Annotated in this window: 17 protein-coding genes; 3 read left to right on the top strand and 14 right to left on the bottom strand. The window is 62.5% G+C overall.

Translation table 11 applies throughout. The features are described from left to right. Nucleotides 1-8: 8 nt before the first annotated feature. The 10 genes from HU750_RS16520 to HU750_RS16475 all read right to left on the bottom strand — a co-directional run bounded on the left by HU750_RS16520 (nucleotide 9) and on the right by HU750_RS16475 (nucleotide 12,165). Complete coding sequence (locus HU750_RS16520) at nucleotides 9-560, bottom strand: helix-turn-helix domain-containing protein (protein WP_027592747.1); 552 nt, start codon at nucleotides 558-560, stop codon at nucleotides 9-11. Next, nucleotides 553-1,842, bottom strand: coding sequence for an NAD(P)/FAD-dependent oxidoreductase (locus tag HU750_RS16515; protein WP_186681212.1), 1,290 nt, complete (start codon nucleotides 1,840-1,842; stop codon nucleotides 553-555). Before HU750_RS16515 ends, HU750_RS16520 begins: the two co-directional genes overlap by 8 nt. Nucleotides 1,843-2,006: 164 nt before the next feature. After that, a complete protein-coding gene (locus HU750_RS16510; protein WP_186681242.1) occupies nucleotides 2,007-3,965 on the bottom strand; it encodes a DNA topoisomerase III in 1,959 nt (652 codons plus the stop codon). 236 nt (nucleotides 3,966-4,201) lie between these two features. Next, nucleotides 4,202-4,630, bottom strand: a complete 429-nt coding sequence (locus HU750_RS16505; protein ID WP_027592744.1) for a GNAT family N-acetyltransferase — start codon at nucleotides 4,628-4,630, stop codon at nucleotides 4,202-4,204. Further along, on the bottom strand, nucleotides 4,623-5,789 hold the full coding sequence (locus HU750_RS16500; RefSeq protein ID WP_186681210.1) for a ribosomal protein uL16 3-hydroxylase: 1,167 nt from the start codon (nucleotides 5,787-5,789) through the stop codon (nucleotides 4,623-4,625). Before HU750_RS16500 ends, HU750_RS16505 begins: the two co-directional genes overlap by 8 nt. A gap of 81 nt (nucleotides 5,790-5,870) precedes the next feature. After that, complete coding sequence (purB, locus tag HU750_RS16495; RefSeq protein WP_027592742.1) at nucleotides 5,871-7,241, bottom strand: adenylosuccinate lyase; 1,371 nt, start codon at nucleotides 7,239-7,241, stop codon at nucleotides 5,871-5,873. A gap of 246 nt (nucleotides 7,242-7,487) precedes the next feature. Further along, entirely contained in the window at nucleotides 7,488-8,114 is a 627-nt protein-coding gene (gene hflD, locus HU750_RS16490) for a high frequency lysogenization protein HflD (RefSeq protein ID WP_027592741.1), read from the bottom strand. Continuing rightward, nucleotides 8,111-9,235, bottom strand: coding sequence for a tRNA 2-thiouridine(34) synthase MnmA (mnmA, locus tag HU750_RS16485; RefSeq protein WP_027592740.1), 1,125 nt, complete (start codon nucleotides 9,233-9,235; stop codon nucleotides 8,111-8,113). Before mnmA ends, hflD begins: the two co-directional genes overlap by 4 nt. Before the next feature lie 59 nt (nucleotides 9,236-9,294). Continuing rightward, on the bottom strand, nucleotides 9,295-9,735 hold the full coding sequence (locus HU750_RS16480) for an NUDIX hydrolase (protein ID WP_186681208.1): 441 nt from the start codon (nucleotides 9,733-9,735) through the stop codon (nucleotides 9,295-9,297). A gap of 204 nt (nucleotides 9,736-9,939) precedes the next feature. Continuing rightward, nucleotides 9,940-12,165: an NADP-dependent isocitrate dehydrogenase gene (locus HU750_RS16475; protein WP_186681206.1), complete on the bottom strand. Its 2,226-nt coding sequence runs from the start codon at nucleotides 12,163-12,165 to the stop codon at nucleotides 9,940-9,942. A 414-nt stretch (nucleotides 12,166-12,579) separates the two neighbouring features. On the opposite strand from HU750_RS16475, the gene icd reads away from it, so the two are divergent. Then, a complete protein-coding gene (gene icd, locus HU750_RS16470) occupies nucleotides 12,580-13,836 on the top strand; it encodes an NADP-dependent isocitrate dehydrogenase (RefSeq protein ID WP_027592737.1) in 1,257 nt (418 codons plus the stop codon). A 69-nt stretch (nucleotides 13,837-13,905) separates the two neighbouring features. Here the strand turns inward: icd and cspD are convergent, their stop codons facing one another. Then, a complete protein-coding gene (cspD, locus tag HU750_RS16465; RefSeq protein WP_027592736.1) occupies nucleotides 13,906-14,166 on the bottom strand; it encodes a cold shock domain-containing protein CspD in 261 nt (86 codons plus the stop codon). Between the two features lie 230 nt (nucleotides 14,167-14,396). On the opposite strand from cspD, the gene clpS reads away from it, so the two are divergent. Both clpS and clpA read left to right on the top strand, forming a co-directional pair. Next, nucleotides 14,397-14,759 carry an ATP-dependent Clp protease adapter ClpS gene (gene clpS, locus HU750_RS16460; RefSeq protein WP_003251220.1) on the top strand — a complete coding sequence of 121 codons (363 nt, stop codon included), beginning with the start codon at nucleotides 14,397-14,399 and terminating at the stop codon, nucleotides 14,757-14,759. Nucleotides 14,760-14,789: 30 nt separating this feature from the next. Continuing rightward, nucleotides 14,790-17,060, top strand: a complete 2,271-nt coding sequence (clpA, locus tag HU750_RS16455) for an ATP-dependent Clp protease ATP-binding subunit ClpA (protein WP_186681204.1) — start codon at nucleotides 14,790-14,792, stop codon at nucleotides 17,058-17,060. A gap of 168 nt (nucleotides 17,061-17,228) precedes the next feature. On the opposite strand, the gene infA is transcribed toward clpA, so the two are convergent. From infA to aat, 3 genes are all read right to left on the bottom strand, one after another. Next, nucleotides 17,229-17,447, bottom strand: coding sequence for a translation initiation factor IF-1 (gene infA, locus HU750_RS16450; protein WP_002553999.1), 219 nt, complete (start codon nucleotides 17,445-17,447; stop codon nucleotides 17,229-17,231). A gap of 102 nt (nucleotides 17,448-17,549) precedes the next feature. Then, nucleotides 17,550-18,257 (bottom strand): arginyltransferase, encoded by a 708-nt coding sequence (locus tag HU750_RS16445; protein ID WP_027592734.1) that lies wholly within the window; start codon nucleotides 18,255-18,257, stop codon nucleotides 17,550-17,552. 56 nt (nucleotides 18,258-18,313) lie between these two features. Next, nucleotides 18,314-18,994, bottom strand: a complete 681-nt coding sequence (gene aat / locus HU750_RS16440; RefSeq protein ID WP_186681201.1) for a leucyl/phenylalanyl-tRNA--protein transferase — start codon at nucleotides 18,992-18,994, stop codon at nucleotides 18,314-18,316. Nucleotides 18,995-19,276 lie beyond the last annotated feature (282 nt).

The raw sequence follows: 19,276 nt of genomic DNA, 5'->3' as shown, positions 1-19,276 counted from the left end.
CTGTGCTCTCATCGGAAGACCCAGAGAACCCGGGTCGTCTGGTCGGTCAGGTTGGCGTAGCGGAACTGGCTGTGCGGCGGCAGCTGAAAGCTGTCGTTGCGCCGGAGCGTGACGGCCTCGGCGTGGCCATCGCGCCACAGCGTCAGCTCACCTTCCAGGACGAAACCGCCTTGCTCGGAACTGTCGTTCAGGTGCCCCTCGCCACTGCTGGCGCCGGGCGCCAAGTGGCTTTCGAGCATGGAAAAGCCGCCATTCAAGGTAGGCGACACCAGCACATCGCTGATGCCTTCGGCGTAGTAAATGGTGCGCCGCTCACCTGGTCGGGTAACCCAGTCCAGCGGCCGGGGTTGGCCGGCCTGGTAGAAGTAGGTGGTCGGTACGTGCAGCGCTTCGCTGATTGCGGTCAGGTCGGCCACGGTCGGCCGTGACAAGCCGCGCTCGACCTGTGACAGAAACCCCAGTGAGCGCTTGACCTTACCGGCCAACTCGTCGAGCGTCAGCCCGCGGTGCTTGCGCAGGTCGCGAATCAGCAGCGCCAGTGTTTGAACTTCATCAGACATGGTCGCGCAACCTGTACCAGGCTTTGGCTGCGGCTTCCAGCGGTGCGGCCATCAAGTCGCCGCCTGGGAAGCGGCCGTTATCGATACCTTGGTACAGCGCCAGCAGGTCGTCGTTGCCAAGGATCGCATCGCTGACCGCCCGCGCCCCGGCCAGGGTCGGCAGCACGCCGTGGCCCGAGAAGCCTTGTAACCAATAGCGCTCGCCGTCCCGGCCGATGTCGGGGGTGCGCTGGATGCTGCAGTCGATGTGGCCGCCCCAGGCATAGTCGATGGCCACGCCGGCCAACTGCGGGAACACCCGTTCAAGGTAAGGGCGGGTGGCGCTGGCCACATCCTTGGGGATGCCGCCCAGGTAGGTGCAGCCGCCGCCAAACAGCAGGCGGTTGTCGGGGGTAAGGCGGAAATAGTCGGGTACGAACTGGTTGTCGATCACGCAGCTGTTGCGCGGCAACAATGACTTGGCGAAGTCGGCTTCCAGAGGCGCGGTGGCGACCTGGTAGGAGCCGACGGGCAGCAAGCGGCGCGACAGGGCCGGGTCGAGGCGGTCGATGTACGCGTTGCAGGCCAGTACCAGGATTTGGCTGTGTACCTCGCCATGCTCAGTGCGGGTCACATAACCGTTGCCAGTCTGCTGGTAACCGAGCACCTGGCTTTGCTCGAAAATATGGCCACCGGCTGCCTCGATATTGCTGGCAAGGCCTTGGGCGAGCTTGAGGGGGTTGAGGTGGGCGCCTTTGGCGTCATACAGCGCGGCTTGGTAGCGTGGGCTGTCGATCCACTGGGGTAGCTCGTCGCGCCCTATCAGGCGCAGGGCGTCATAGCCCCATTTGGTTTCGGCGTCGTGCAGGGCTTCTTCAAGCATTTTTACGCGGCGCGGCAGCACGGCTGTCCACAAGCTGCCAAGCCGGTAGTCGATATCGAAGCCATGGCGCTGTGGCAGCTCACGCATTTCATCGGCCGCCCAGCACATGCTGTCCCACAAGCGCCGGGTGCGTTCTACGCCAAGGGCCTTCTCCAGCGGTGGCATGTCGCACGACCAGCCCAGCAACGCTTGGCCGCCGTTGCGCCCGGAAGCGGCCCACGCCACACGGCTTGCTTCCAGCAGCGTGACACGCTTGCCGGCCATGGTCAGTCTCAGGGCGGTGTGCAGGCCGCTGAAACCTGCGCCGACGATGAGGATGTCGGTGTCGTGGCGGCCTTGCAGGGTGGGGCGCAGGGGAATGCGGGTGGGGTAGGTCTGGGCGTAATAGCTGGCGATGTGTTGCGCGGATTGCTTGAACATGCCGGTGCCTCATGAAAATTATTGTGATTATTTTCATGAAAATTTAGCAGGTAAATTTCACGGCGCCAGTGCGTTGGTCGGGTTTTATGGTTTACCTGTGTTTTGGTGGTGCCTGTGCTGGTCCTTTCGCGGGCAAGCCCGCTCCTACAGATACACCTCAGGCTTCAGGTCGCTGCCTTTTTACGAGGCTGCCTTGGCTTGCCTGCGGTCGGTTTGCTTCCGGTGGCTTTACTTTTGCCGCCGCCCCGGCGCTTCTTTTTCCAAGGTGGCGCTGCGCCGGCCGCTGGCGCGGTAATGGTCATGCGCATGCTGCTGCAGCGTTCGACCAGCTTACCCATCCAGGCCGACTGCCGGGCGACGAACTCTTCCAGGCTCATTTCGCCGCTCTGCACCATGTCCAGGGCCTGCTCCCAGATGGCCGTCGTCCCGGGGTCGGCAATGGCCCTGGGTACGGCGTCGATGAGGCTGAAGGCTGCGGGCGTCGCGGATAAGGCCTTGCCGTTCTTGACCAGATAACCACGGTCGAGCAGGCCCTGGATGATGCTGGCGCGTGTCGCTTCGGTGCCGATGCCCGTGGTTTCCTTGAGCTTCTGCTTCAACCGCGGGTCATCTACCAGTTTGGCGACGTTTTTCATGGCCTTGATCAGGTCGCCTTCGGTAAAGGGCTTGGGTGGCTGGGTCCACATGTCCTTGAGTTGCAGCCCTTGCACGTTGCAGTCCTGGCCTTCGCGCAGGGCTGGCAGAACCTGGGCCGGCGGCGCCTCGCGGCCTTTGGCCGGGGTCAGCGCCTCGGGCAAGGCACGGCGCCAGCCAGGCTCGACGATCTGCTTACCCACAGCACGCAAGGCATGGCCTGCACAGTCGAAATCGGCCTGGGTGCGGTCGTACTCGTGGTTGGGCAGGAACTGCGCCAGGTAACGGGCGCGGATGAGGGTGTAGACCGCCTTGTACTTAGCGGGCAGGCGCGAGGGGTCGCTGGCCGCGGCAGTGGGGATGATGCCGTGGTGGGCGCTGACCTTGGCGTCGTTCCAGGCGCGGGAGCGACGCTGGGGCTCCAGGTGAGCCTGCAGCGGCGCCAGGCTGGCATCGGCGCGCTGCAGGGCGGCAAGGATGGCGGGGGCCTCGGCGTGCTGGCTCAGCGGCAGGTAACCACAGTCGCTGCGCGGGTAGGTGATCAGTTTGTGGGTTTCGTACAGGGCCTGGGCGATGTCGAGGGTTTCCTGGGCGCCGAAGCCGAACTTCTTTGAGCACAGCTCCTGCAGGGTGCCCAGGTCGAAGGGTAGGGGGGCGGCTTCGCGTACGCGTTCAGTCGCCACCTTGGCCACGCGGGCAGTGCCCGCATTGCCCATGTCGGCGGCAGCCTGTTGCGCCAGCACCTGGTTGAGGCACCGGCCCTGGTCGTCACAAGCATCTTCTGGTGCTCGCCACTGAGCGTTGAAGCCCTGGCCAGCCTGTTCGAGTTGCACGTCGATGGCCCAAAACGGTACCGGGACGAAGTCGGCGATGCTGCGATCACGGTCCACCACCAGGCGCAGGGTCGGGGTCTGTACCCGGCCTACCGGCAGTACGCCCTGGTAGCCGGATTGGCGCCCGAGCAAGGTGAATAGCCGGCTCATGTTCATGCCGATCAGCCAGTCGGCGCGGGAGCGGCCCAGCGCCGAGTGATAAAGGCTGAAGGTTTCCTGGCCCGGCAGCAGGCGTGCCAGGGCCTTGCGGATGGAAGCGTCATCGAGGGCCGACAGCCACAGGCGCTGGATCGGCCCGCGGTAACGGCAGTGCTCGACCAGTTCGCGGGCGATCATTTCGCCTTCGCGGTCGGCGTCGGTGGCGATGACCAGCTCGCGCGCCTCGCCTAGCAGGCGTTTGACGGCCTTGAACTGGCTGGCGGTCTTGGGCTTGACCAGCATCTTCCATTTTTCGGGAATGATCGGCAGGTCGGCGAGGTTCCAGCGCTTGTAGCGTTCGTCATAACTGTCGGGCGGGGCGGTTTCGAGCAGGTGGCCGATGCACCAAGTGACGCAGACGTCGGTGCCTTGCCAGCAGCCGTCGGCCTTGCGGTTGGCGCCGAGCACTTTGGCGATGTCTTTTGCCTGGGAGGGTTTTTCGCAGAGGAACAGGCGCATGGCCGAGCACGCTTCATCGGGGGTGATGGGCACTAGGATGCGCAAGCAGGGGCGCAGAGGCAAGTTTTATCTGGATGGATGTACAGGTTTTTGGCAGTGGAGATGTATTTGGCTGTGCTGGCCTCTTCGCGGGGCAAGCCCGCTCCCACAAGTCTTGCACTGATGCTGAATGCAGTGGAGGACCTGTGGGAGCGGGCTTGCCCCGCGAAGGGGTCAGTGAAACCACGGCTTATGGATCAGGCGCGCGAGTCGCGCACCATGTCCACATGCGGGATGCCGGCTTCAAGGAACTCTTCGCTGACGACGCGAAAGCCCAAGCGCTCGTAGAACGGCGTGGCGTGTACCTGGGCACTGAGCATCTGCTGCTTCAGGTCGCTGTTCTGGGCCTCGACGATGACCGCATTCATCAGTGCATCGCCAACCTTCAGGCCGCGCCAGTCCTTGAGCACCGAGACCCGGCCAATGGTGCCGTCAGGCAGCAGGCGGGCGGTACCGATCGGGTAGTCACCCTCCAGGGCCAGGAAGTGCACCGCGGTCGGATCGTCCGAATCCCACTCAAGCTCCGGTGGTACGTGCTGTTCGGCAATGAACACCGCCTCACGGATGCGGCGGATGTCGGCGTTGTCCTTATGCCAGTCGGCGAGGCGCACACGAATCTTATTCATTGGCGAATCCCAGGCTTCCTTGTTTGATCAGCTGCTGTACCAGCATAAGGCCATCTTCATCCTGCAGCCACTCTGCAAGGTTTTCGATGTGTAACGCATCGGCAGCACAGACCAGCTTCAGCAGCTCACGCAGTTTGGCCGGCAACGGGCAGCTGCGGCCGCTGGCGAACAGCATCAGGTCATCGTTGAGCTCGGACCAGGCCATGCGCGCGCTTGGGTTGCGGATCAGGATGGCGCCATCTTCCAGCGCTTCGATCAGCTGTTCCTCAGTGAGCTCTTCACCCACGACCTGCTCCGGGTAGCGCGGCTCGGTCATGAACTGGCCGAACCAGGTCAGCAGCAGGTCTTTGTCACCCATGTGCTTGTCGAGCAGGCCTTTGAGGCGGTCGAGGGCGTCGTGCTGGATCTGGTGCGGGTCGCTGACCGGCTGGGCGTCGGCGTCGCTGTAGCGCTCTTCGTCCGGCAGGAACTGGCCGAGGAAGTCGGTGAAGTGGGTCAGCACTTCAGCAGCGCTTGGCGCGCGGAAGCCGACCGAGTAGGTCAGGCAGTCGTCTTCGGCTACGCCGTAGTGGGCCAGGCGCGGCGGCAGGTAGAGCATGTCGCCAGGTTCCAGGGTCCACTCACCGCTCTGTTCGAAGTCGGCGAGGATGCGCAGGTCGGCGTGCTCGATCAGCGGGCTCTCGCTGTTGCACATCTGGCCGATCTTCCAGTTGCGCTTGCCGTGGCCTTGCAGCAGGAACACGTCGTAGTTGTCGAAGTGCGGGCCGACGCTGCCACCTGGGGCGGCGAAGCTGACCATCACGTCGTCGATGCGCCAGCTGGGCAGGAAGCGGAACTCTTCCAGCAGTTCGGCCACTTCCGGGACGAACTGGTCCACGGCCTGTACCAGCAAGGTCCAGTCACGCTCGGGCAGGGTGGCGAAGACTTCTTCTTCGAACGGGCCGCGGCGCAGCTCCCACGGGCGCTCGCCGTGTTCGAGCACCAGGCGCGATTCGACTTCTTCTTCCAGCGCCAGGCCGGCCAGTTCGTCGGGCTCGATCGGGCTGATGAAGTCGGGGAAGGCCTGGCGTACCAGCAGGGGCTTCTTCTGCCAGTAGTCGCGCATGAATTCGCGGGCCGAGATGCCGCCCAGCAGCTGCAGTGGAATATCAGGATTCATGTTCAACCTATTGAAAAAACGTAATTTTCGTACGGGAATAAAAACGCCCGGCTAAGCCGGGCGTTGAACGCGACGGTCAGCTTAGATGCGTTTGGCCTGTGCTGCCGCGTTACCGATGTAAGTGGCAGGGGTCAGCTGCTTGAGCTCGGCCTTGGCGTCGGCTGGCATGTCCAGGCCGTCGATGAAGGTCAGCAGCGCCTCAGGGGTGATGCCCTTGCCACGGGTCAGCTCTTTGAGCTTCTCGTACGGGTTCTCGATGTTGAAGCGGCGCATGACCGTCTGGATCGGCTCGGCCAGGACTTCCCAGCAGGCGTCCAGGTCGGCGGCGATACGCGCGGTGTTGACTTCCAGCTTGCCGATGCCCTTCAGGCTGGCTTCGTAGGCGATGACGCTGTGAGCAAAGCCCACGCCCAGGTTGCGCAGCACGGTGGAGTCGGTCAGGTCGCGCTGCCAGCGCGAGATCGGCAGCTTGCTGGCCAGGTGCTGGAACAGCGCGTTGGCGATACCCAGGTTGCCTTCGGAGTTTTCGAAGTCGATCGGGTTGACCTTGTGCGGCATGGTCGACGAGCCGATTTCACCGGCGACGGTCTTCTGCTTGAAGTAGCCCAGGGAGATGTAGCCCCAGACGTCGCGGTCGAAGTCGATGAGGATGGTGTTGAAGCGGGCAATCGCGTCGAACAGCTCGGCGATGTAGTCGTGCGGCTCGATCTGCGTGGTGTACGGGTTGAACTGCAGGCCCAGCTCGTCTTCGATGAAGGCGCGGGCGTTGGCTTCCCAGTCGATCTGCGAGTAGGCCGACAGGTGGGCGTTGTAGTTGCCCACGGCGCCGTTGATCTTGCCCAGCAGTGGCACGGCGGCTACCTGGGCGATCTGACGCTCCAGGCGGTACACGACGTTGGCCAGCTCTTTACCCAGGGTGGTCGGCGAAGCCGGTTGGCCGTGGGTGCGCGACAGCATCGGCACGTCGGCCAAGGCGTGGGCCTGGGCGCGGATGGCGTCGGCGATCTGGCGCATCAGCGGCAGCAACACGTCGTCACGGCCAGCGCGCAGCATCAGGGCGTGGGACAGGTTGTTGATGTCCTCGCTGGTGCAGGCGAAGTGGATGAACTCGCTGACCTTGGCCAGTTCAGGCAGCTGGGCAGCCTGCTCTTTGAGCAGGTACTCGATGGCCTTGACGTCGTGGTTGGTGGTGCGCTCGATTTCCTTGACGCGTTCGGCGTGCTCGAGCTTGAAGTCGGTGGCCAGAGTGTCCAGCAGGGCGTTGGCTTCGGCGGAGAACGCCGGTACTTCGCCGATCTGCGGGTGGGCGGCCAGGCGCTGCAGCCAGCGCACTTCGACCAGGGCGCGGAAACGGATCAGGCCGTATTCGCTGAAAATGGGGCGCAAGGCCTGGGTTTTGCCGGCATAACGGCCGTCTACAGGGGAAACCGCAGTGAGCGAGGAAAGCTGCATGGGGTGTTCTCGGACAGTCAGGCTTTTGGAAGGGCGCATATCATACATGAAAAAAGCGCCCGGGTCGGGTGGCTGACCAAAGGTCGGGCCTATAAAAACATCTCGCAGTGCCTTTGTGGGAGCGGCCTTGTGTCGCGAAAGGGTTGCGCAGCAGCCCCGTCAATCTTGAGTCAGGCCTGAGAGGCTGGGGCTGCTGGGCAGCCCATTCGCAGCACAAGGCTGCTCCTACAAGGGTCGGCGTTGCCTTCAGGAAGGCGTACGCATCATGTCGTACAGTTCGTTGAGCAGCTTGCGACGGCTGAACACCAGCTGCCAGCGATGGCCGCCCAGCTGGCGCCACAGGCGCGCGGCGCGGATGCCGGCCAGCAGCAGGGCGCGGATTTTGGAGGCGTTGCTGGCCTGCTGCAGGAAGCGCATGTCGCCGTGTACCTGGATACGCTGGCGCAAGGTGCTCAGGGTGTCCTGGTACAAGGCGCCACTGGAAGCGATGACGTTTTCATGAACCAGGCCGAAATGGTCAGCCTGTGACTGGATTTGCGGCAGGCGGTTGCCGATGGTGTCGAGCAGGTCGCCGCGCTTGGCCAGTTGGCGTTCCAGGCCCAGCATGGACAGGGCATAGCGCAAGGGCTCGCGCTGCAGGCTGCTGGGGTCGCGCTCCAGGGCGCCGACCAGGGCGCGGTAGCCGTCCCGCAGGTTGAGGTCGTCACCGCCGAACACCTCCAGGGTGTCCTTGGGGTCGCGCACCAGCAGGCTACCCAGCATGCAGCCGATGTTGGCCTCGCTGGCCTGGCCGGTGCGGGCGATGCGGTCGACCAGCACGGCGGCTTGGAATACGCCGCCCAGGGCAATCAATTGCTCCTGCAGGTTGCTCATGCGCGCGGGCTCCAGGGCTCGGCAGTCTCGATCACACCGCCACCCAGGCACACCTCACCGTCATAGAACACCACCGACTGGCCTGGGGTGACCGCGCGTTGCGGTTCGTCGAACACGGCGCGGTAACCGCTCTCGGTCAGTTCCAGGGTGCAGTGCTGGTCGCTCTGGCGGTAGCGCACCTTAGCGGTGAGCTTGCGCGGGCTGCTGAGGTCGATCGGGTTGACCCAGTAGATTTCCGAGGCGAGCAGGGCGCGGGAGAACAGCCAAGGGTGTTCATTGCCCTGGCCGACCACCAGCACATTGCGGGCCAGGTCCTTGTGCAGCACGTACCACGGCTCGTCGCCGGCGTCCTTCAGGCCGCCAATACCCAGGCCTTGGCGCTGGCCGATGGTGTGGTACATCAGGCCATGGTGGCGGCCGATGACTTCGCCGTCGGTGGTCTGGATTTCACCGGGCTGGGCTGGCAAGTACTGCTTGAGGAAGTCGCTGAAACGGCGCTCGCCGATGAAGCAGATACCGGTGGAGTCTTTCTTCTTGGCGGTGGCCAGGCCATGCTTTTCGGCAATGGCGCGCACCTCTGGTTTTTCCAGCTCGCCGACCGGGAACAGGGTGCGGGCGATTTCTTTGCCGCCAACCGCATGCAGGAAGTAGCTCTGGTCCTTGTTCGGGTCCAGGCCCTTTAGCAGCTCGGTGAGCGCGCCGGTGTCGCGTCGGCGCACGTAGTGGCCGGTGGCGATCAGGTCGGCGCCCAGCGACAGGGCGTAGTCAAGGAACGCCTTGAACTTGATTTCGCGGTTGCAGAGGATGTCTGGGTTAGGCGTGCGGCCGGCTTTGTACTCTTCGAGGAAGTGCTCGAACACGTGATCCCAGTACTCGGCGGCGAAGTTGGCGGTGTGCAGCTTGATACCGATGCGGTCGCACACGGCCTGAGCGTCGGCCAGGTCTTCACGGGCTGTGCAGTATTCGGTGCCGTCGTCCTCTTCCCAGTTCTTCATGAACAGCCCTTCCACCTGGTAGCCCTGCTCCATGAGCAGAAGGGCGGAGACGGAGGAGTCCACGCCGCCGGACATGCCGACGATGACGCGGGTCTTGGCGGGGTCTTTGAGTGCTGGGCTGGTCATGGCTACCGATGTGTATCAGAGGGGAAAAACGCCGATTCTATCAAACCCGAGGCTGCACGTCAGTCGCGCAGCAGCGTGAGGCTGTGCAGCGGGCCGGCGAGGTAGTCGTCAAGGCAGCGCGGCACCAGCTCGCTGCGCCAGCGGGTGGGGTCGGCCAGCAGTTCGTCGCGGGTCAGCCAGACGGCACGGACGATGTCGGTGTCCAGTGCCAGGTCAGCATGATGGCGCACGGTGCGGGCGGCGAAGCAGATGCGCTGATAAGTCACGCCATTGCTGGGGGCGGTGTACAGGTAGATGCCGACCACGCCGGTCAGTTCGACTTCCCAGGCGGTTTCTTCGAGGGTTTCGCGCAGGGCGGCCTGGGGCAAGGTTTCGTTGGGTTCGAGGTGGCCGGCGGGTTGGTTGAAGACGTGCTGGCCGGCTTTGAATTCTTCGACGAACAGGAATTTACCTTCGTGCTCGACGAGGGTGGCGACGGTGATGTGGGGTTGCCAGGTCATTGAAGTGTCCTTGTCGATTGCCGGGACCGCGTTGCGGTCCATCGCCGGCAAGCCAGCTCCCACAGGTGGTGCATAAATCTCAGGGTATGCACATTGCCTGTGGGAGCTGGCTTGCCGGCGATGGGCTGCAAAGCAGCCCCCAAGATCCAGAAAGCACAAACCCCGGTGCGTGGCCGGGGTTTGTGGGGTTACTTCAAGCGGACCTTACAGGGCGGCAATGGCGCTGTTGAAGGTCTGGCTTGGGCGCATCACCTTGGCGGTCAGCTCGGCATTCGGGGCGTAGTAGCCGCCGATGTCGGCCGGCTTGCCTTGAACGGCGTTGAGCTCGGCGACGATGGTCGCTTCGTTCTCGGCCAGGGCTTTTGCCAGCGGTGCGAAGCGTGCCTGCAGGGCGGCGTCGTCAGTCTGAGCAGCCAGGGCCTCGGCCCAGTACAGGGTCAGGTAGAAGTGGCTGCCGCGGTTGTCGATACCACCGACTTTGCGCGAAGGCGACTTGTTGGTGTCGAGGAACTTGCCGGTGGCCTGGTCCAGGGTATTGGCCAGGACTTTGGCGCGCGGGTTGTCGTAAGTGTTGCCCAGGTGCTCCAGGGAAGCGGCCAGGGCCAGGAATTCACCCAGCGAGTCCCAACGCAGGAAGTTCTCTTCAACCAACTGCTGCACGTGCTTCGGTGCCGAACCGCCAGCGCCGGTTTCGAACAGGCCACCGCCGTTCATCAGTGGGACGATCGACAGCATCTTGGCGCTGGTGCCCAGCTCCATGATCGGGAACAGGTCGGTCAGGTAGTCGCGCAGCACGTTGCCGGTCACCGAGATGGTGTCCTTGCCTTCGCGGATGCGAGCCAGGGAGAACTTGATGGCATCGACCGGTGCCAGGACACGGATGTCCAGGCCAGCGGTGTCGTGATCCTTCAGGTACTTCTGGACTTTCTCGATCATCACGCCGTCGTGGGCGCGAGCCGGGTCCAGCCAGAACACCGCCGGGGTGTTGCTCAGGCGGGCACGGTTGACGGCCAGCTTGACCCAGTCTTGGATCGGCGCGTCTTTGGTCTGGCACATGCGGAAGATGTCACCAGCTTCGACGTTCTGCTGCAGCACGACTTGGCCTTTGCCATCGACCACACGAACCACGCCATCGGCCTGGATCTGGAAGGTCTTGTCGTGGGAGCCGTACTCTTCGGCTTTCTGCGCCATCAGGCCAACGTTCGGCACGCTGCCCATGGTGGTCGGGTCGAAGGCACCGTTGACTTTGCAGTCTTCGATGGTGGCCTGGTAGATGCCGGCGTAGCAGCGGTCCGGGATGATCGCCTTGGCGTCTTGCAGCTCACCGGCGGTGTTCCACATCTTGCCCGAGTCACGGATCATGGCCGGCATCGAGGCGTCGACGATGACGTCGCTCGGCACGTGCAGGTTGGTGATGCCTTTGTCGGAGTTGACCATGGCCAGGGCCGGGCGAACGGCGTACAGGGCCTGGATGTCGGCTTCGATCTCGGCCTGCTTGTCAGCTGGCAGGTCTTTGATGCGGGCGTACAGGTCGCCGATGCCGTTGTTGGCGTTGAAGCCTACTTCAGCCAGTGCAGTGGCGTGCTTGGCCAGCACGTCGTTATAAAACTCTTCGACGATGACGCCGAACATGATCGGGTCGGAGACCTTCATCATGGTGGCTTTCAGGTGCACCGACAGCAGCACGCCGGAGGCCTTGGCATCGGCGATCTGCTCGGCGATGAAGGCTTTCAGGGCTTTGCGGCTCATGGTCGCGCAGTCGACGATTTCGGCAGCCTTGACCGCGGTCTTGGCTTTCAGGACGGTGGTGGTGCCGTCTTTGGCGACCAGCTCGATGCGCAGGCTGTCGTCAGCCTCGATCAGGGCGGCCTTTTCGCTGCCGTAGAAGTCGCCTTGGGTCATGTGGGCAACGTGCGACTGCGAGTCGGCAGCCCAGGCGCCCATCTTGTGCGGGTGCTTGCGTGCGTAGTTCTTGACCGACAGCGGCGCGCGGCGGTCAGAGTTGCCTTCGCGCAGTACCGGGTTAACGGCGCTACCTTTGATGCGGTCGTAACGGGCGCGAGATTCTTTTTCGGCCTCGGTGGACGGCTCATCGGCGTAGTCAGGGATGTTGAAGCCCTTGCCTTGCAGTTCCTTGATCGCGGCCTTGAGCTGCGGTACCGAGGCGCTGATGTTCGGCAGCTTGATGATGTTCGCTTCAGGCGTGGTAGCCAGTTGGCCCAGTTCCGCCAGGTGATCGCCTACTTGCTTCTCGGCGCCCAGTTGCTCCGGGAATGCCGCGAGGATACGGCCGGCCAGGGAGATGTCGCGAGTTTCGACGGCGATGTCAGCGGAAGCGGTGAAGGCTTCGACGATCGGCAGCAGCGAGTAGGTGGCGAGGGCGGGGGCTTCGTCGGTGAAGGTATAGATGATCTTGGAACGGGTGGGCATGCGGGTTAACTCTCTATGTGCTGAGCGTACTCGAGTCTCGAGGTGCGCAGGGTAGGCGCTTCGCCCTGGCGACGCCATGAGCGGAAAGTCGAGAGGCTGCGAGCGGTGATGGTGGATGCATCAGTCGAGCGTCAAGTGCTGAACTGCGGTAACAGCCCAGGCTTTGTGGCCGTTCTTGGCCAAGGGCGAGCCGCATTTTCCTAGGGATCGCCCCAATGACCCTTCGGTCGCGGCGGAGTATATCAAACCCTTTGGGCTAATCAGCAAGGCCAAGTGACATCGGCGCCATTTATAAGACCAAAGACGTAGGGGCAATGTGGCGCGATGTCGCAGCCCTTGCAGGTCAGCAGATGTGGTTTAGGCTCATTGGATTGCAGGATGTCCAATCACACCCGAAAGCGGAGTAGTGCAAGCATGGGATACCAGAAAATCAAGGTTCCGACCGACGGCACCAAGATCACCGTCAATGCAGACCATTCGCTCAATGTGCCCGATAACCCCATCATTCCTTATATCGAAGGCGATGGGATTGGCGTCGATGTCTCGCCGGTGATGATCAAGGTCGTGGACGCCGCCGTGCAGAAGGCCTACGGCGGCAAGCGCAAGATTGCCTGGATGGAGGTGTACGCGGGTGAGAAGGCCACCCAGGTCTACGACCAGGACACCTGGCTGCCGCAGGAAACCCTCGATGCGGTGCGCGAGTACGTGGTGTCGATCAAGGGCCCGCTGACCACGCCGGTCGGGGGCGGTATCCGCTCGCTGAACGTGGCGTTGCGCCAGCAGCTTGACCTGTACGTGTGCCTGCGCCCGGTGGTGTGGTTCCAGGGCGTACCGAGCCCGGTGAAAAAACCGGGCGATGTCGACATGGTGATCTTCCGCGAGAACTCCGAAGACATCTACGCCGGCATCGAATGGAAAGCCGGCTCGCCCGAGGCGAACAAGGTGATCAAGTTCCTCAAGGAGGAAATGGGCGTCACTAAGATCCGTTTCGACCAGGACTGCGGTATCGGCGTCAAACCCGTTTCCCGCGAGGGCACCAAGCGCCTGGTGCGCAAGGCCCTGCAATACGTGGTGGACAACGACCGCGAGTCGCTGACCCTGGTGCACAAGGGCAACATCATGAAGTTCACCGAAGGGGCCTTCAAGGATTGGGGCTACGAGGTGGCCCGTGACGAGTTTGCTGCCGAGCTGCTCGACGGCGGCCCCTGGATGACGTTCAAAAATCCCAAGACTGGGCGTGAGGTCATCGTCAAGGATGCCATCGCCGACGCCATGCTCCAGCAGATCCTGCTGCGCCCCGCTGAATACGACGTGATCGCCACCCTCAACCTCAACGGTGACTACCTGTCCGACGCCCTGGCAGCAGAGGTGGGTGGTATCGGCATTGCGCCGGGTGCCAACCTGTCGGATACCGTGGCCATGTTCGAGGCCACCCACGGCACCGCGCCCAAGTACGCCGGGCAGGACAAGGTCAACCCGGGGTCAGTGATTCTGTCTGCAGAGATGATGCTGCGCCACATGGGCTGGACCGAGGCGGCCGACCTGATCATCAAGGGCACCAATGGCGCGATTGCCGCCAAGACCGTGACCTATGACTTCGAACGCCTGATGGACGGGGCGACGTTGGTGGGCAGCTCGGGCTTTGGCGATGAGATGATCAAGCATATGTGAGGCAAGAGAAAACCGGTCGCCTGGCTAAAGAGGCGACCGGTTTTTTCATATACCCACACGGAGCAGTGGTCAGGCTCTGGCGGTTTCGCTTGCAGTCTGGCCTTGGGCCTTGGCAGCCGCAGCGGCAGCGGCGTCCTTTATGTTGACCGCGTGCAGGCCTTTGGGGCCCTGGATGATGTCGAACTCCACGGACTGGCCAGCCTTCAGCGTCTTGTATCCGTCCATCTGGATGGCCGAGTAATGAGCGAAAAGGTCATCGGATTTACCTTCCTCGTTGATGAATCCGTAGCCCTTGGCATTGTTGAACCACTTGACTTTACCGCTTGCCATCCCTATGTCCCTCTGCAAAGGACTCCATCACTGGAGTATCATCCACTTCATCCGCATACGAACCATGCGAAAAATCTGGTTGACTGCGCGGATCTTTATCGACCACGGTGGGTTCTTATTGGTTGTAACACCGTTTTGCCGATAGTCAAGGTCATGCGGCGCGTGCGCCGGAGGCTGACTTTGCGCTCAACCCACAACTTTAACCTGTCGATCATGATGAAATTCTTTCCATGCATGCACCTAGTGAGATTCGACTAACATTCAATCAGGATCGCCCGCAATCGAATGAGGACGACGGCTCAGGTCTTGCTGTCCAGGAAGCCAAGCCGATCCTGCAGGCGCCACCGATGTACAAGGTGGTTTTGTTCAACGATGACTACACACCAATGGATTTCGTCGTCGAAGTGCTCGAGACGTTCTTCAGTCTGAACCGCGAGCTGGCGACCAAGATCATGCTGACCGTCCATACCGAGGGGCGGGCAGTGTGCGGATTGTTTACCCGTGACATCGCCGAAACAAAGGCCATGCAGGTCAACCAATACGCCAGGGAAAGCCAGCATCCGCTACTCTGTGAAATCGAGAAGGACGGTTAATCGCCGACCACTTGGGTATGAGGTGAAGCTATGTTAAACCGCGAGCTCGAAGTCACCCTCAATCTGGCCTTCAAGGAGGCTCGTTCGAAGCGTCATGAGTTCATGACCGTCGAACATCTGTTGCTGGCACTCCTTGACAATGAGGCTGCTGCGACCGTTCTGCGCGCCTGTGGCGCCAATCTCGACAAACTCAAGCACGACCTGCAAGAGTTCATCGATTCCACCACACCCCTGATTCCGGTCAACGACGAAGACCGCGAAACCCAGCCGACCCTGGGCTTCCAGCGTGTGCTGCAGCGTGCCGTGTTCCATGTGCAGAGCTCCGGCAAGCGCGAAGTGACCGGCGCCAATGTGCTGGTGGCGATCTTCAGTGAACAGGAAAGCCAGGCCGTGTTCCTGCTCAAGCAGCAGAGCGTGGCCCGTATCGACGTGGTCAACTACATCGCTCACGGTATTTCCAAGGTGCCGGGCCATGGCCCCAACACCGAAGGCGACCAGGAGATGCAGGACGAGGACGGTGGCGAAACGTCATCGTCGAGCAACCCACTGGACGCCTATGCCAGCAACCTGAACGAACTGGCACGTGCCGGGCGTATTGACCCGCTGGTGGGCCGTGAGCAGGAAGTCGAGCGTGTTGCGCAGATCCTGGCGCGCCGGCGCAAGAACAACCCGCTGCTGGTCGGTGAGGCCGGGGTGGGCAAGACGGCCATCGCCGAAGGCCTGGCCAAGCGTATCGTCGACGGCCAGGTACCTGACCTGCTGGCCCAGAGCGTGGTGTATTCCCTCGACCTGGGTGCACTGCTGGCCGGTACCAAGTACCGCGGCGACTTCGAGAAGCGCTTCAAGGCGCTGCTCGGCGAACTGCGCAAACGCCCGCAGGCGATCCTGTTTATTGACGAGATCCACACCATCATCGGCGCCGGTGCGGCTTCCGGTGGGGTCATGGATGCGTCCAACCTGCTCAAGCCGCTGCTGTCGTCTGGCGACATTCGCTGCATCGGTTCGACTACCTTCCAGGAATTCCGCGGCATCTTCGAGAAGGACCGTGCCCTGGCGCGGCGTTTCCAGAAGGTTGATGTCAGCGAGCCTTCGGTGGAAGACACCGTGGGGATCCTGCGCGGGCTCAAGGGCCGGTTCGAGAGCCACCACAACATCGAGTACAGCGACGAAGCCCTGCGCGCCGCTGCAGAGCTGGCCTCGCGTTACATCAACGACCGGCACATGCCGGACAAGGCCATCGACGTGATCGACGAGGCGGGTGCCTACCAGCGCCTGCAGCCTGAGGCAAACCGAGTCAAGCGTATCGAGGTGCCACAAGTCGAAGACATCGTCGCCAAGATCGCGCGGATTCCGCCGAAGCATGTCACCAGTTCCGACAAGGAGCTGCTGCGCAACCTTGAGCGTGACCTGAAGCTGACCGTGTTCGGGCAGGACGCGGCCATCGACTCGCTGGCGACGGCGATCAAGCTGTCCCGTGCGGGGCTCAAGGCGCCCGACAAGCCGGTGGGTTCGTTCCTGTTCGCCGGGCCAACCGGTGTCGGCAAGACCGAAGCGGCGCGGCAGTTGGCCAAGGCGCTGGGTGTGGAGCTGGTGCGCTTCGACATGTCCGAGTACATGGAGCGGCATACCGTTTCGCGCTTGATCGGTGCACCGCCTGGCTACGTCGGGTTCGACCAGGGTGGCCTGTTGACCGAGGCGATCACCAAGCAGCCGCATTGCGTGTTGTTGCTGGACGAAATCGAGAAGGCGCACCCTGAAGTCTTCAACCTGCTGCTGCAGGTGATGGACCACGGCACGCTGACCGACAACAACGGGCGCAAGGCGGACTTCCGTAACGTGATCCTGATCATGACCACCAACGCCGGGGCTGAGACTGCGGCGCGGGCTTCGATCGGGTTTACCCATCAGGATCATGCGTCCGATGCCATGGAAGTCATTCGCAAGAGCTTCACGCCGGAGTTCCGCAACCGCCTGGACACCATCATCCAGTTTGGCCGCCTGAGCCACGAAACCATCAAGAGCATCGTCGACAAGTTCCTTATCGAACTGCAGGCGCAGCTGGAAGATAAACGTGTGCTGTTGGAGGTCAGTGATGACGCACGAGGCTGGCTGGCGGCGTCGGGCTACGACGTGCAGATGGGTGCACGGCCGATGGCGCGGCTGATCCAGGACAAGATCAAGCGGCCGCTGGCTGAAGAGATCCTGTTCGGTGAGCTGGCCGAGCATGGCGGCGTGGTGCACGTCGACTTGCGCGATGGCGAGTTGGTGTTCGACTTCGAGACCACGGCTGAGGTGGCGTGATAGCGGGGGCCGCTTTGCGGCCCATTCGCAGCGCAAGGCTGATCCTACAGGGTGTCACATTCCCAGGTAGGAGCAGCCTTACGCTGCGAATGCGCTGCAAAGCAGCCCAACCACTCTTGCAGGCACAAAAAAGCCCGGCACTTGGCCGGGCTTTTTCATGGCTTGGGCTTAGCGCGCACGATACGTGATGCGGCCTTTGCTCAGGTCGTAAGGTGTCAGTTCGACGCGGACCTTGTCGCCAGTGAGAATACGGATGTAGTTCTTGCGCATCTTTCCGGAGATGTGCGCGGTTACGACGTGCCCGTTTTCCAACTCCACGCGGAACATGGTGTTGGGCAGGGTGTCGACGACAGTACCTTCCATTTCGAAGCTGTCTTCTTTCGACATGCAGTTGAGCCCTCGGTGTCCAGTGTTGGCCCGACGCATAACCGCACCGGGCAAAAAAGTGGCGTGGATTATGCCGGAAAATAGTATTTCAAGCCAATGCTTTCAGTTGAGGGTGACCCAGCGCTGGTTGATCAGCAGCTCGATGGGGCGATACTGGGTCTTGTAGTTCATCTTCTTGCAGTTCTTGATCCAGTACCCGAGGTAAACCGCCTCCAGGTTCTGCCGAAGGGCTTCGGTGATCTGCCAGAGGATGGCGAAACGGCCCAGGCTCCGGCGCTCTTCATCGGGCTCGTAGAAGGTGTAGACCGCCGACAAGCCGTTGGGCAGCAGGTCGCATACCGCCACCGCCAGCAGGCGCCCTGCCAGGCGGAACTCGTAGAACCAGCAGAAGGGCAGGTCACGTACCAGGAAGGTGGAAAACTGATCACGGCTGGGCGGGTACATGTCGCCGTCGGCGTGGCGTGTCTCGATGTAGCGCCGGTACAGGTCGAAATACTCTTCCTTGAACGCCGGGCGTGCGGCGGTCACGGTCAAGTCGGCGTTGCGCTTGAGAATGCGCCGTTGCTGGCGGTTGGGGATGAAGCGCGCCGCCGGAATGCGTGCTGGCACACAGGCGTTGCAGTTTTGGCAATGGGGGCGGTACAGGTGATCGCCACTGCGCCGAAAACCCATCTCCGACAGGTCGGCGTACACGTTCACGTCCATTGGCTGGCTGGGGTCGAGAAACAGCGTGGTTGCCTGCTCCTCGGGCAGGTAGCTGCAGGAGTGGGGTTGAGTGGCATAAAACTTCAACCGCGCCAACTCTGTCATGATCAACCCCTTCGGTGAGACTTTGCCTTAAGTGTAAGCCAGCTCTGAGAACTCGCCTAGGGAACCCAGGTGGCGCTGTTGGGCTGGTCGAGGTAGCGCGCGAGGTAGTCGGCAAAGTCGGCGCGGCTGATGGCGCGCGCGCCAAGGCTGTGCAGGTGGTTGGTCGGCATCTGGCAGTCGATCAGCACAAAACCGGCCTGGCGCAGGTGTGTGACCAGGGTCACGAAGCCGACCTTGGAGGCATTGTCGGCGCGGCTGAACATCGATTCGCCGAAGAACAGGCGGCCCATGGCCAGGCCGTACAGGCCGCCGATCAGCTCACCGTCCTGGCGCACCTCCACCGAATGGGCGTAGCCGAGCCGGTGCAGCTCGCAGTAGGCCGCGCGCAGGGTGTCGGTGATCCATGTACCGTCGGCGTAGTCACGTGGCGCGGCGCAGGCGGCGATCACGCCGGCGAAGTCGGTGTCGAAACTGACCTGGTAGTGGCCCTGGCGCATGAACTTGGCCAGCGAGCGCGAGACGTGCAGTTCGTCTGGCAGCAGCACGGTGCGAGGGTTGGGTGACCACCAAAGGATCGGCTGGCCGTCCTGGTACCAGGGGAAGCAGCCGTGGCGATAGGCCTGCACCAGGCGCTCGGGGCTCAGGTCGCCGCCGGCGGCGAGCAAGCCGTTGGGTTCGTGCAGGGCCTTTTCCAGGGGCGGAAAGGTCAGCGAGTCGCGGGTCAGCCAGGTAAGCATGGTCTATCGTGCGGTGGGGGAGGGGAGTGGTCAGCATGGCGTGGCTGAAAAGCAGGGTCAATCACTGCGGTTCATTCGCCGTAGTGCAGGCAGCCCTTTAGGCATTTTCTTACACATTCATGAGGCCTCAGGCACCATCCGAGACATTTGCTGTCACACCTGTGCAAAAACACAGCATAAGCCTTTGTCACAAAAGAAAATGCATGCTCAAATTGCAGCTAAGTGAAAGCAGCCCCCTCAAGCCCATGTGCGGCGCGCCGCCATGGCGGCTGGCGGGCAGTA

Origin of the sequence: Pseudomonas sp. SWRI50 (assembly GCF_014269095.1) — a bacterium.
GTDB lineage: Bacteria > Pseudomonadota > Gammaproteobacteria > Pseudomonadales > Pseudomonadaceae > Aquipseudomonas > Aquipseudomonas kermanshahensis.
Note: the sequence above shows the minus strand (reverse complement) of the source record. Positions and strands in the feature narration are given on the sequence as shown.